The organism is Kribbella sp. NPDC055071 (genome assembly GCF_053608045.1).
Window position 1 is genome coordinate 204,442 of record NZ_JBSGUS010000007.1, and the last position, 12,913, is coordinate 217,354.

At 67.6% G+C, this 12,913-nt stretch carries 13 protein-coding genes; 5 read left to right on the forward strand and 8 right to left on the reverse strand.

All coding sequences use genetic code 11. The features are described 5' to 3' along the window. Positions 1 to 17 precede the first annotated feature (17 nt). The gene (locus ACWF4Z_RS14490; protein WP_452243494.1) at positions 18 to 842 is read right to left on the reverse strand and encodes a GNAT family N-acetyltransferase; all 825 of its coding nucleotides are present in this window, start codon (positions 840 to 842) and stop codon (positions 18 to 20) included. Between the two features lie 70 nt (positions 843 to 912). Here ACWF4Z_RS14490 and ACWF4Z_RS14495 point away from each other — a divergent pair, with 70 nt between their 5' ends. Both ACWF4Z_RS14495 and ACWF4Z_RS14500 read left to right on the forward strand, forming a co-directional pair. Next, on the forward strand, positions 913 to 1,527 hold the full coding sequence (locus ACWF4Z_RS14495) for a hypothetical protein (protein WP_452243495.1): 615 nt from the start codon (positions 913 to 915) through the stop codon (positions 1,525 to 1,527). A gap of 359 nt (positions 1,528 to 1,886) precedes the next feature. Beyond that, the gene (locus tag ACWF4Z_RS14500; RefSeq protein WP_452243496.1) at positions 1,887 to 3,677 is read left to right on the forward strand and encodes a glycerophosphodiester phosphodiesterase family protein; all 1,791 of its coding nucleotides are present in this window, start codon (positions 1,887 to 1,889) and stop codon (positions 3,675 to 3,677) included. Here the strand turns inward: ACWF4Z_RS14500 and ACWF4Z_RS14505 are convergent. Next, a complete protein-coding gene (locus ACWF4Z_RS14505) occupies positions 3,674 to 4,729 on the reverse strand; it encodes a carboxylate-amine ligase (protein ID WP_452243497.1) in 1,056 nt (351 codons plus the stop codon). The two genes, ACWF4Z_RS14500 and ACWF4Z_RS14505, sit on opposite strands and share 4 nt — an antisense overlap. 42 nt (positions 4,730 to 4,771) lie before the next feature. Between ACWF4Z_RS14505 and ACWF4Z_RS14510 the strand changes: the two genes are divergently transcribed. Then, a complete protein-coding gene (locus tag ACWF4Z_RS14510; RefSeq protein ID WP_452243498.1) occupies positions 4,772 to 5,509 on the forward strand; it encodes a HipA family kinase in 738 nt (245 codons plus the stop codon). Continuing rightward, a complete protein-coding gene (locus tag ACWF4Z_RS14515) occupies positions 5,506 to 5,892 on the forward strand; it encodes a DUF3037 domain-containing protein (RefSeq protein ID WP_452243499.1) in 387 nt (128 codons plus the stop codon). The genes ACWF4Z_RS14510 and ACWF4Z_RS14515 overlap by 4 nt, the downstream gene beginning before the upstream one ends. On the opposite strand, the gene pgm is transcribed toward ACWF4Z_RS14515, so the two are convergent. The 5 genes from pgm to ACWF4Z_RS14540 are packed head-to-tail and all read right to left on the reverse strand — an operon-like array spanning position 5,885 to position 11,545. Next, positions 5,885 to 7,507, reverse strand: coding sequence for a phosphoglucomutase (alpha-D-glucose-1,6-bisphosphate-dependent) (gene pgm, locus ACWF4Z_RS14520; RefSeq protein WP_452243500.1), 1,623 nt, complete (start codon positions 7,505 to 7,507; stop codon positions 5,885 to 5,887). The two genes, ACWF4Z_RS14515 and pgm, sit on opposite strands and share 8 nt — an antisense overlap. A 46-nt stretch (positions 7,508 to 7,553) precedes the next feature. Further along, on the reverse strand, positions 7,554 to 9,032 hold the full coding sequence (locus ACWF4Z_RS14525; protein ID WP_452243501.1) for a fused MFS/spermidine synthase: 1,479 nt from the start codon (positions 9,030 to 9,032) through the stop codon (positions 7,554 to 7,556). A gap of 34 nt (positions 9,033 to 9,066) precedes the next feature. Beyond that, on the reverse strand, positions 9,067 to 9,732 hold the full coding sequence (locus ACWF4Z_RS14530; RefSeq protein WP_452243502.1) for a response regulator: 666 nt from the start codon (positions 9,730 to 9,732) through the stop codon (positions 9,067 to 9,069). Then, on the reverse strand, positions 9,707 to 10,912 hold the full coding sequence (locus ACWF4Z_RS14535) for a sensor histidine kinase (protein ID WP_452243503.1): 1,206 nt from the start codon (positions 10,910 to 10,912) through the stop codon (positions 9,707 to 9,709). Before ACWF4Z_RS14535 ends, ACWF4Z_RS14530 begins: the two co-directional genes overlap by 26 nt. 24 nt (positions 10,913 to 10,936) lie before the next feature. Beyond that, positions 10,937 to 11,545 carry a hypothetical protein gene (locus ACWF4Z_RS14540; protein ID WP_452243504.1) on the reverse strand — a complete coding sequence of 203 codons (609 nt, stop codon included), beginning with the start codon at positions 11,543 to 11,545 and terminating at the stop codon, positions 10,937 to 10,939. 244 nt (positions 11,546 to 11,789) lie between these two features. On the opposite strand from ACWF4Z_RS14540, the gene ACWF4Z_RS14545 reads away from it, so the two are divergent. Then, positions 11,790 to 12,341, forward strand: coding sequence for a hypothetical protein (locus tag ACWF4Z_RS14545; RefSeq protein WP_452243505.1), 552 nt, complete (start codon positions 11,790 to 11,792; stop codon positions 12,339 to 12,341). A 4-nt stretch (positions 12,342 to 12,345) separates the two neighbouring features. Here the strand turns inward: ACWF4Z_RS14545 and ACWF4Z_RS14550 are convergent, their stop codons facing one another. Then, a complete protein-coding gene (locus ACWF4Z_RS14550; RefSeq protein ID WP_452243506.1) occupies positions 12,346 to 12,900 on the reverse strand; it encodes a hypothetical protein in 555 nt (184 codons plus the stop codon). Positions 12,901 to 12,913: the final 13 nt, after the last annotated feature.

Here is a 12,913-nt window from a genome sequence, read left to right on the forward strand (position 1 = left end):
ACCACCGAGCGTACCGGTCAGGCGGGTGTTTCGACGGCCTGCCGGATGTAGGGAACGCTCACCGCAACCGGTCGCAGTCCGAGCCGGGCGAGGATTCCACGACTGTCCGGCGACGCGTCGACCTGGAGGTACCGGTAGCCGCGCTCAGCTGCCAGATTGCGTCGGTAGGCCACGTGAGCCCGGTAGATGCCACGCCCGCGCCACTCCGGCAGCGTCGAGCCGCCCCACAGCGACCCGAACTCGGTCCCGGTGTGGAACCGGATCCACGAGGCACAGACGACCGTCGGCTCGTCCTCATCGGTTTCGGCCACGATCACGACCGCCGGGTCGTCGTCCACGATGGCCGCGCTGAGCGCACCCGGCAGCCACGCATGCGAGTGCCCCCAGACCTCTTCCTCCATCACCTGCATCCGCTCCAGATCCGCCTGCGAACTGATCTCGCGGATCCGGATCCCCGCCGGCAGTACGACGTCGGTCGGCAACTCGGCCACGTCGCCGATCAGCACGCACTCGTCGTCCTCCGGCACGAACCCGGCCTTGACCAACCGCTCCGGCAGATCGGCCGGAGCGTCGTACGTGTAGTACTTCCACTCGACCTTCTTGCCCAGCTTCTGGAAGTACTCGGCCTGGTCCGCGATCAGCCGGTCCAACTCGTCGCCGTCGAGGCCACCCAGATCGGGGTAGAGCAGAAAGCCGTCACCCTCGAAGCCGATCTTGCGGATCAGCGGGCCGACCCGCTCAACGACTCCGCCGCCGTTCGGACTGCCGGGGCGGGAACGGATCTGTTCGTCGTACGCGGTCCGCAGTGCCAGGGCCTCGGGTGAGGTGTCGAGAGGAATCACGGCTCCAGTACACCAGCGCGCGCAACGTGATTTCGGGCTCGGCATGCGCGGGTAGGGCGGATCAGGCACCATGGAGGCCGTGAGTACGCCCAATCCGCGCCGGCCGATTCTGCCTGGCAACAAGTTGTTCGAGTCGCTTCCCGGTGCCGCCGATCCGGCGGCCGTGACCGAAGTGGCGCACCGGACGGCTGAGCTGTTGGTGCGGGGCGTCCGCAACTCCGAGGATGCCGAGGTGCACGCGCGGGTGGTCAAGCTGGCCGACGACTACGGTCTGGACGAGCTGGCCGAGCTGTGGTCCGACTCCCCCGCCGACTCGCTGCCCGGATCGCTGTGGCGGCTGTATCTGTTGCGCTCGTGGGTGCACTCCAACGCTGACGAGGTCTCCCGCGAGTTCGCCGCGGGACGCCGGTACGCCGAGGTCCACGCGGTGGTCGCGGGTGTCGCCGAGCCGCCCGGACCGGCCGAAGTGCGGGACATGGTCGACGCCGTACTGCGGGGTGTCGCGACCGGGGACTTCGCCACGACGCTGGACCGGGCGGCGGCGTTCGCCCGGATTGTCGCGACCGGGCGTGCACACCTCGCGGACGACGGTCACGACCGCGTGTTGTCGGCGTCGAAACTCGTCGAGATGGCCGATCAGCTGCAGGCCGCGGCCCGCTCCGAACGCGCCGGACACCTCTGGTAGTTGCGCCACTTGACTTGGGGTGGTATGGCGAAAACCCCTTGCAGTACAGGGGTTTGAGCAACCCTGGCGGTGGCGGTTATACTGTTGGAGGTGTCGGGCCGGTGCAAGCCCCGGGTCCCAAAATTAGCCGCTACGAGCGGCCACGCGCCGTGAGGCGCTTCCCGGTCCGACACCATTAATCCTCCCGGCACCACCGTGGCCAGCTGTTGCCGGTAGCAACTGCTCTCACGCTGTGACCGCCATGCGACATGTGGCGGTCATCGGTCGGCCTTGTGTCGGCTACCTTCACGAAGACACGGGTATGCCTGCGGCGGCAAGCCTCGGGTGCATCCGCCCGTCCCCTTCGGAAAGGTTCTCTCGTGCGAACCCTTCATCGCGCGTTACCAGCCAGCACCCTGGCGGCCGCCCTCGTGGCCGGACTGCTGCTGCCCGCGGCGCCCGCCTCGGCCAGGCATGCCGACTTCGACATCCAGGGCCATCGCGGTGGTCTCGGCCTCACCGTGGAGAGCACGATCGCGTCGTTCTCGCGCGGCCTCGAGCTCGGCGTCAGCACGCTGGAGCTCGACGTCCAGATCACCCAGGACGGGTACGCCGTGGTCACCCACGACCGCCAGGTCACCGGGAGCAAGTGCCGCGACACTGCGCCCTACACGCCGAACGACCCGGAGTACCCGTACGTCGGCAAGTTCATCAACACGCTGACGCTGAAGCAGGTCAAGCAGCTCGACTGCGGTTCGCTGCCGCAGTCCGGTTTCCCCGGCCAGCAGCCTGACCCGGGCGCCCGCATGCCGGAGCTGCGCGACGTGTTCGCGCTCGTGCACCGCTACCACGCCGATGGCGTCAAGCTGAACGTCGAGACCAAGGTCGAGGCCGGTTCGCCGACCCAGACCGCGCCGATGGAGCAGTTCGTCCAGGTGGTCGCCCAGGAGATCCGCAAGGCCCACATCGCGAACCAGGTCACCATCCAGAGCTTCGACTGGAGCTCGCTGATGCGGATGCACCAGGTGATGCCGGAGCTGCCGCTGGTCGCGCTGGACAACTACGACTTCCTGCAGGTCGGCAAGCCCGGCAAGTCGCCGTGGCTGGGCGGTATCGACATCGACGACTTCGGCGGCGACCCGATCAAGGCCGTCAAGTCGTTCGGCGCCTCGGCGATCTCCCCGGTCGACGGCTTCCCGCAGGGTGGGAAGATCACCGACCCGGCGTTCCGGCCGTACTTCACCAAGGACACGGTCAAGGCCGCGCACAAGGCCGGCCTGAAGGTCATTCCGTGGACGGTCGACGATCCGGCCACCATCCAGTGGTTCATCGACCAGGGTGTCGACGGGATCATCAGTGACTACCCCGACCGGGTGCGCGACGTCGTACGGCAGGACGGCCTGCGACTGCCGCGCGCGTACGAGGCTCCGGCCGTACGGGCGTTGTCGTCAGCGCATGCACATAACGACTACGACCACCGACGGCCGCTGCAGGACGCATTGGATCGTGGGTTCAACAGCGTCGAGGCGGACGTGTGGCTGGTCGACGGTGAGCTGCGGGTCGCTCATGACCTGGACGCCGCTGTGCCGGGCCGCAACCTCGAGAGCCTGTACCTGAAGCCGCTGGCCGATCGGGTCCGGTCGAACCACGGGCAGGTGTACAAGAACGGCCGCGACTTCCAGTTGCTGATCGACATCAAGAGCGACGGGCCTTCGACGTACGCCGCGATCGACAAGGCACTGCAGAAGTACCGCGGCATCAGCACGACGTTCGTCAACGGGCACGTCCGCAAGGGCGCTGTGACCTCGGTGATCAGCGGCAACCGGCCGCTGGACGTGCTGAAGGCACAGAAGGTCCGGTACGCCGGTTACGACGGCCGACTGGGTGATCTGCAGTCAGGGATGCCCGCAGCGCTGATGCCGCTGGTCAGTGACAACTGGTCGAACAACTTCACCTGGCGTGGTCTGGGCCCGATTCCGGCGGCCGAGCGGACCAAGCTGCACGACATCGTGGGGACCGCGCACCACGCCGGCTACAAGGTGCGCTTCTGGGAGACGCCCGACTTGCCAGGCGCCGCTCGCGAGGCGCTATGGGGCGAGCTGCGTGCCGCCGGAGTCGACTACCTCAACACCGACGACCTGCACGGGCTAGAGGACTTCCTGCGGGGTTAAGGCCGCACTTCCGTGAGGGCGGTGAAGTCACTGCCCTCACGGAAGGCCTTGCGCTGTTTGACCGCGCCGTTGCCGTCCACGATCGTCCGCTCGATCCCCTCATCCACCAGCTCCACCGCGTCGAGCTCCTGCAGCGCCGGCTCCACATACCTACGCAAACGCTTGACTACGTCAGCCATCGGCATCGGCTCGCCAGTCTGGGCGTCCAGCCCCTTGCCGTTCAGCCCGTCGCGAGTCGCGAGCCAGTACGCCGTCCGCAGCATCTCGGGCTGCAGGGTCGGGCCATTCGAGCCGTCCTCGAGCGCAGTCATCACCAGGGCACGGATGAGCGTCGCCAGCACCACCGTCTCGTCGATAGTGAGCGGAACGTCGCTGACCCGCACCTCCACGGTTGGCAGGTGCGAAGACGGCCGGACGTCCCAATAGACCATCCGCTCGTCGATCAGAGTGCCGGCCGCGAGTTGCATCGCCACCAACGCGTCATAGTGCTCAACCGACTCCAGGTACGGCGGTGGACCCGAACAAGGCCACCGAGTGGTCATCAACCAACGCCAGCTCGCAAAACCGGTGTCCTGACCCAGATAGATCGGCGAATTGGTCGTCAGCGCGAGGAGGGCGGGTAGCCACGGCCGGATGTGATTGCTGACGCGGACGGCTGTCTCTTTGTCAGATACGTCGACATGGACGTGACATCCGCACACACCCTGCTCACGCGCCAGCAACCCCCACTGCTGGGCCAGCTCCTGATAGCGCGGCTTGTTCGTGATCGACTGAGCCGCGTTCCCCTGTGGCGGTACGGCGATCGCCAGCAGCCGGGCGCCTTCCTCAGCCGCCGCTGCGGCCAGCTTGGAGCGCATGTCGGCCAAGTGCCCGCGTAACTCGGTGGATGTCTGGCAGACCGGGGTGTTGATTTCGACCATCGCCCGGGTCAGCTCGAGCTCGATGTCAAGGTCTTGGACGCCCGCCACGACAGCCTTGCTGCGTGGGAGCGGATCACCGGTGGCGGATACGAGCAGAAGTTCTTCCTCGACGCCGAACGAAGGATGCCTCACCCTGGCAAAGTACCCAGCACGAAACGGGTTAGGCTCTGCGACGTGAGTCTCCCGATCGTCGCCGCGACCCGCTACGTGCTGCCGTTGCGCGAGGGCGGTTCGCTCCCAGCTGTTGTCGAAGGCAACGATCTCGGCACGTACGTGATCAAGTTCCACGGCGCCGGCCAGGGCCCGAAGGCTTTGGTCGCTGAGGTGATCGTCGGCGAGCTCTTCCGGCGCCTCGGCCTGCGGGTGCCGGAGCTCAAGCTGATCCAGCTCGACCCGGCCATCGGCAAGTCCGAGCCCGACTTCGAGATCCAGGAGCTGCTGATCCGCAGCGCCGGCCTGAACCTGGCCGTCGACTTCCTGCCGGGCTCCTTCGGGTACGACGGATCGTCCGGCAACCCCGGTGACGTCGAGATGGCCCGGATCCTGTGGTTGGACGCGTTCGTCGCCAATGTCGACCGGTCCTGGCGGAACACGAACCTGCTGGTCTGGCACAAGAACCTCTGGCTGATCGACCACGGAGCCGCGTTGTACTTCCACCACTCCTGGATGTCGGCCGAGAAGTTCGCAGGCCTTCCGTACGACGCCTCGGACCACGTGTTCTCCGTCGCGGCACCCGGCGTACCTGCTGTGGACGCGGAGCTGGCCGCTGCGATCACACCATCGTTGCTGACCGAAGTGATCCGGCTCGTGCCGGACGAGTGGATCGAGGACGGTGATCGGGAGCGGTATCTCGGTCACCTGACCGCTCGGCTGGCCAACCGGGCCGCATGGCTGCCGGGAGGTGCGCAGTGAGCACCGACCTGGTTCCTTTTGACTACGTGATTCTGCGGGCAGCGCCGCGGATCCAGCGCGGTGAGTTCGTCAACGTGGGTGCGGTGTTGTATTGCCGCGCCATGGACTTCCTCGGCGCGGCTTGGGACGTTGACCCGGCGCGCCTGAAGGCCCTCGACCCAGCGGTCGACGTGGACGTGGTGTGCGCGTCCCTCGAGCAAATTCGGGCGATCTGCGCTGGGGAACCGAGTGGTGGGCCCGCTGCCGCCACTCGGATCGGTGAGCGGTTCCGCTGGCTCGCCGCACCGCGCAGCACGGTCGTGCACCCGAGTCCGATCCACAGCGGGCTCACCAACGACCCCGCCGCGGATCTGGACCGGTTGCTCGACGCCTTCGTCAGGTGAGTGCCGCGGACACGACCTCGCGGGCCTGCTCGAAAACCTGCTCGAGGTGGTCGGCGCCCTTGAAGGACTCGCCGTAGATCTTGTAGAGGTCCTCGGTGCCGGACGGACGCGCAGCGAACCACGCCGACTCCGTGGTGACCTTCAGCCCGCCGATCGGGGCACCGTTGCCGGGCGCGCTCGTCAGCCGGTCCACGATCGGCTCACCGGCCAGCTCGGTCGCAGTGACCGCGTCCGCGGACAGGGCCGCCAGCTTGGCCTTCTGATCGCGCGTAGCCGGGGCGTCCACTCGTGAGTACGCCGAAGCACCGAACCGCTCGACCAGCTTGGCGTGGGCCTGTGAGGGTGTCTCACCGGTGACTGCAGTGATTTCACTCGCCAGCAATGCCAGCAGGATCCCGTCCTTGTCTGTCGTCCAGACCGAGCCGTCGAAGCGCAGGAAGCTTGCCCCGGCGGACTCTTCGCCGCCAAAGCCGACCGAGCCGTCGATCAGGCCGGGCACGAACCACTTGAAGCCGACCGGGACCTCCCACAACCGCCGGCCGAGATCGGCGACCACGCGGTCGATCAGCGACGACGACACCAGGGTCTTGCCGACGGCGACGTTCGTACCCCAGGAGCGGTTGGCGAAGAGGTAGGAGATGGCTACGGCCAGGTAGTGGTTCGGGTTCATCAGGCCGGCGTCGGGGGTGACGATGCCGTGCCGGTCCGCGTCGGCGTCGTTCCCGGTGGCCAGGTCGTACTTGTCGCGCTGCGCGACCAGGGAGGCCATCGCGTACGGCGAGGAGCAGTCCATCCGGATCTTGCCGTCGTGGTCCAGCGTCATGAACGACCAGGTCGGGTCGACGGTCGGGTTCACCACGGTCAGATCGAGGCTGAACCGCTCACCGATCGCGGCCCAGTAGTCCACGCTCGCGCCGCCCAGCGGGTCGGCGCCGATCTTCAGACCGGCCGCGCGGATCGCATCCAGGTTGATGACGGAGGGCAGGTCGTCGACGTAGTGCGCGACGAAGTCGTAGTCCCCCGCGTGCTGACGGGCCTGATCGAACGGCTTCCGGCGTACCTCTCGGTTGCCGCCGGCGATCAGCTCGTTGGCCCGGGTCGCGATCCAGCCGGTCGCGTCGGAGTCGGCGGGGCCGCCGTGCGGCGGGTTGTACTTGATACCGCCGTCACGCGGCGGGTTGTGCGACGGAGTGATGACGATGCCGTCCGCACCGGCGCCCGCACCGCGGTTGAGCCGCAGGATCGCGTGTGACACCGCCGGGGTCGGGGTCAGCCGGTCACCGCTGTCGACCAGGGTCTGCACGTCGTTGCCGGCGAGCACCTCAAGCACTGTCCGCCAGGCCGGCTCTGAGAGGCCATGGCTGTCCCGACCGACCAAAAGGGGTCCAGACGTGCCCTCACCGGCCCTGTACTCACAGATGGCCTGCGTGATGGCCAGGATGTGTGCTTCGTTGAAGGCACCGTCCAGGCTGGAGCCGCGGTGACCCGACGTACCGAAGACGACCTTCTGAGCTGGGTTCGCCACGTCCGGGGTGATGTCGTCGTACGCCGCGAGCAGCGCGTGGAGATCGACGAGGTCCTCGGGCTGGGCGAGCTGGCCTGCGCGTGGGTGCATGACCACATGCAACAAGCCCGGGCGTCAGATCACAACTCCGGGGTGGCTATTGGCTCGGGTACGGCGTCAGCAGCTGGTCCACCGGCGCATAGTCGTCGGTGAGCACCGGTGCGTCGCCCACAAAGCCGGACAGGTCATCGCGCACCTCGGTGTCGGGCGCCACGATGGCTCTGAGCTTGGTGAGGTCGATCTGTCGGTCCGAGGCCACCAGGACGAAGTTGCCGCCGCTGGAGTCCCCGAACTCGTCCGGCCGCGCGATCGCCAGGACGTGCGGGAACTCCGCCTGCAGGGTCTTCATCTCGGCCTTGGCGAACCGCTTCTTGCCATAGTCGATCACATTGACCAGGTAGACACCGTCCGGCCGGAGCACCCGTCGTACGTCGGCGATCAGCTCACGCGTGGTGAGGTGCCACGGGACGGACAGACCACCGAAGGCGTCCATGATGACGACGTCCCTGCTGTCCGTCGCCTCCGAACGCACTCCGAGCCGACCGTCCTGGACGGTGATGCCGAGATCCGGACCGGTCCGGACACCGAGGTCCTTCTTGTCCAGGTCGACGACGGCGCCGTCGATCTCGTACACCTGGTTCTTGGTGCCCGGACGGGTCGCTGTGAGGTATCGCGGCATGGTCATCCCGCCGCCACCCACGTGCAGCGCGCTGAGCGGTTGTCCGGCCGGCCAGGTCGCATTGATCACTACGGCGAAGTTCTTGATGTAGGGGAACTCGAGATAGGTCGGGTCGTTCAGATCGACGTACGAGTGCCGCAGCTGGTCCAGGTACAGCGTCCGTCCGCCCTCACGGTTGGGGTCGGCGACCACTCGCGCGCAGTGGTACGCCGTCTCTACCTCACAGGGACGTGGTGCGATCACAGTCAGCGTGGCGCCGATGAGCGCGAGCGCCACCGGCTTGACGGCTGCCTGCGCGCCTCGCAGTACGACGGTCAACACGGCACCCGCGACGACCAGCAACCCACCAAGGGTCAGAACGATCGTGCTGATCGGAGTCTTCGCCACGAACACGAATCCGGTCAGCACTGTGCCCACGATGCCGCCGACCGTGGCGTAAGCGGAGAGCCGACCGACCACGGTGCCGGTCTGATCCAGAGTGCCTAGACGCAGCTTGGTAACCATCGGAGTGACAGCCGCGAGCAGTGAAGCCGGCGCGAACAGCGTGACCGCCAGCACGAGGAACACAACGTTGGTGGCTTCGCCTCGGACCGCCTCACCGGTCCACCGAACGACAGGGAGGATCAGCATCACCAGGGCACCGGCGAACAGCATCAGCGGACCCAGGGTCCGGCTCGGTGGCACTGTGTCCGCGAATCGCCCACCAAACGCGGCGCCGGTCGCGATGGCGGCCAGAGCGACCCCGATGACCGCAGTGTTCGTCTCGAGCGTCAGTCCGATGTACGGCGCCACTAGCCGCAGCGAAACGAGCTCCAGCACCATGACGGCCGCCGAACTCCCGAACGCCAGCCCGATCGCCAGCCGCTGCCCAACCGTCCTGCCTTCACCCTTACTCACCGCGTCACCCTATCCGGGCGGCAGGGCTCTGCTTTCAGCGTCGCGGACCTGGAACGACCACACCGGCTTCGTAGACGTAGACGACTGCTTGAGCGCGATCTCGCAGGTCGAGTTTGGTGAGGATGTTGCTGACGTGTGTTTTCACCGTCTGCTCGGCCAGAACGAGCTCCGCGGCGATCTGCCGGTTCGACAGACCACGCGCGACCAGCCGCAGGACGTCCATCTCACGAGGCGTCAGGTGAGCCGGAGTGATCGATACGACCGGTTGTGTACGGGCGAAGTCCTCGACCAGTCGTCGAGTCACGGACGGAGCTAGGAGCGCATCGCCCGCCGCGACGATCCGCACGGCGGCCGCGAGTTCGTCGGGGGTCGAGTGCTTGAGCAGGAATCCGCTCGCGCCGGCCCGGAGTGCGGCGTACACGTAGTCGTCGAGGTCGAACGTCGTCAGCATGATGACCCGCGGCGGCTCACCGGCGGTCGTGCCGGACACGATCCGGCGGGTTGCGGAGAGGCCGTCCAGCAGGGGCATGCGGACGTCCATCAGGATCACGTCCGGCTGGAGCTCGGCCGCGAGTACGACGGCCTCGGCGCCGTCACCGGCCTGTCCGACCACCTCGATGTCAGCCTGCGCGTCCAGCAACGCACTGAACCCGGCCCGCACCATCTCCTGGTCGTCAACTACCAAGACCCGGATCGCCACTCGCCACCTCCTGCCGGAGCGGAATCGACGCCTCCACCAGATAACCGCCTTCGGGGGTCGGGCCGATGGTCAGCGTGCCCTCCACGAGCGTCACGCGCTCCCGCATCCCCACGAGTCCATGTCCACTCCCGGCTGCGTCCGGAGATGTCGAGCGCGGCGCACTATTGCGCACACTCACCGCGAGCTGCTCACCAGTACGTCGTACTTCTATTAGAACGACTGACTCGGGCGCATGACGGACCGCGTTGCTCAACGCCTCCTGAACGACCCGGTACGCCGTCAGCTCGACCGCGGGATCGAGTCCGACCGGCACACCACCGTCTATCCGCACATCGGCTCCGGCGCGACGGGTACTCGCTACGAGTTCCTGGAGTTGTTCCAGCCCTGGCTGCGGCCCTGTCGGCGGCTGCTGGACCGGCTCCCGTAGTAACAGCAGCACCCGCCGCATTTCCGTCAGCGAGGCGCGGGCTGCCGCGGCGATTTCGGCGAACTCCGCGCGTACGTCGTCGGGCACGTCGGCCAACCGGTGTGGCGCGCTGTCGGCCCGCACCACCACGACCGACAGATGGTGTGCCACGACGTCGTGCAGCTCACGTGCGATCCTGGCCCGCTCCTGCAGGCGCGCGCGCTCGGCCCGTTCGGTCCTGCTGATGGTCTCCTGCTCGGCGAGCCGCCGGCCCGTCTCGGCCCGGGTCCGCAACAGATCGCCGACCACCACGGCGACTGCCGAGAACACCGCCACGGTGAGCAGTCCGAGCCAGCTGCCGCGGTCCGGCGCGATCGACATCGCGACCACGCCGAGGAGCTGTGTGATCGTCCACCAGACCACCAGCTCGCGCCGACGCAGTCCGCGCGCGCCGGCGATCGCCAGGACGAACGTGTGCCCGAAGACTGAGGTTGCGGCCCACGGCCACGGTTCGCTGGAGCTGATCGGGGTCGTGACTGCTGCTATGGCTGCAGTGGTGGCCAGAGAGCTGAGCACTGCGGCGCGGGGGCGCAGCCAGGCCAGAGTCAGGCTGAGGCCCCGCCATAGTGCCAAGGCGAGCGTGATGGCGCCGATCCCCAGGCTGTAGTGCTGGATCAGGTCCAGGACGGTCAGGACCGTCAGTCCCGCGACGCCGACGCCCGCAACCCAGGCCCAAACGCCACGGGGCCACCTCGGGTTCTCTTCAGCGGTCACGATCGGACCCTAGTCGCCGCAGGCTCACAGCTGCTGCAGCCATGACCAGAAGAACATCAGTCCACCGGCCGCCACGGCGATAGTTGCCGGGAGCACCCATCGCGCCCGGGTCCGACGGACCAGGGCTGCGTGCAGGGCCGAGATGCCCCACAACACCAGGAGAAGCACCCCGATGGACGGTACGGCGATGATTCCGTGCGCGACCCAGGCGCCCGCCCGACTCGGCCCACCCCACGTGCCCGCCTCGACCGGTCCGTGCTCCACGAAACCCCAGAACGGACCACGCACAACCGCCGTCACCACCAACATCACCAGGAACCAACTCAACAACCCAAGCACTGAACTAATAACCCCATCCCCCAGCACCCGCGCAGGCGACGCTTCGCTGGTCGCGGACTGTTCTGGGTGGCGCGGACGGCTGAGGCGCTGCCAGCGCTTCGCTGCCAGGGTTGGTTCGTCCATTACCGCGTCGGCGATCGACTGGATCCCGACCGGCACGAGCAGTACGTCGTACCCGATCACTCCGCCCATCCGCGTGAGCAAGCCTCTGCGCCGGCCGCTACCGGTGGTGACCGGCTGCCCGGATAGCGGTCGATCCGCCCCGGTCGGGTGGGTGGTGACGGTGTCCGTCATGATGCCTCCTCGGTCTCAAGTCCTGAGATCGAGGCTAGGAATCAGGCGCGCCCGGCACATCCGGCGCAGAGCCAAGTCGCATCCAGTACCGCGGTAGGGGGCCGGCTGTGATCCAGGTCACAGTGACCACGGTCCGTGTTTTGAGGTTACACGGTCAGTGCTGGACGGCATGCGCGGCTCGCGCGCACACCTGGGGTGCCGACGGCACGAGCGGCACGGCCGCGTTCAACAGGAGGTTCGGACCATGCGCATTCGGAACCTGGCGGTCGTCGCCACACTGATCCCGGTTTTGATGCTCCCCGGCTGCGGCACCGACACCGCGTCCGGCGCCACCGCGTCCGCGCCCGGCGCACAGAAGGCCGCCAAGCACGGCCTCACCGACGAGGTGGCCAGTCAGGGTGACCCGGCGTCCGACCCGGTCGTGAACGCGTACTACAACTACCGCGTCGCACTCGACCAGATGATGCGCAGCGGCGGCAGCCGGGTCACGCAGCTCGTGCCGGTGATGACACCGAAGATGGTCCAGGCGATCAGCGCCCAGGCGCGGTATTACCGCACCAAGAAGCTGCACAACACCGGCCTCACGACCATCGTCTGGGCCAAGCGCACCCTCGCATCGGACGGCGTGCTCGTCAGCGCCTGCTACGACACCTCGGCCGCCCGGACCGTCGACGCCCGGGGGCGCTCGGTTCTGCCCGCATCCACTCCGACTCGCTGGCTGGACCAGATGCGCGTCGAGCAGGTCCAGGGCCGCTGGATCGTCGACGGCGGCACCACGGCGCCCAACGCCTGCTGATCCGTCAGGCGTGGCGGACCATCTGATGCAGGAGCGCTTCGATCGCGTCCCGAAGGTCGTCGTCGTGCTCGGACCCCGACCACACCACGACACAGCCCTTGTCGCCCAGTTTGCTCGCGACCAACTCCCGGGCCGGCGTCGGATCGCCTTGATTCAGGACGACGACCAGCCGTCGACCATCCCGCTGTAGCCGGTCCAGCAGCGGCGGCAACGTCGACCCGCGGAACACTCCGGGATCACTCTTCACCTTGGTCTCGACCATCACGCCGCGCCCTCGTACGACGAGCAGGAAATCGGCCCGGTCCCGGGTGAACTCACGATCGTGATAGATCCGCGCTTTCGGCCACAACCGTTGCAGCGCGGCGTCCACGTCGGCGTCGTACCGCGCAGCCAGCCGGCTCACCCGCGAACTCGTCCCGCGCGGACGGAACCGCTCCGGCGTACGGCGGACACCACCACTCGACTGGCCACTCGACTCGGCACTCGACTCGGCATTCGGCTCACCGCCTCGGCGCCCGAACAACGGCTGCAACCAGCGCACCAGTCTCGTGTCGATCATCGGCGGACCCCTC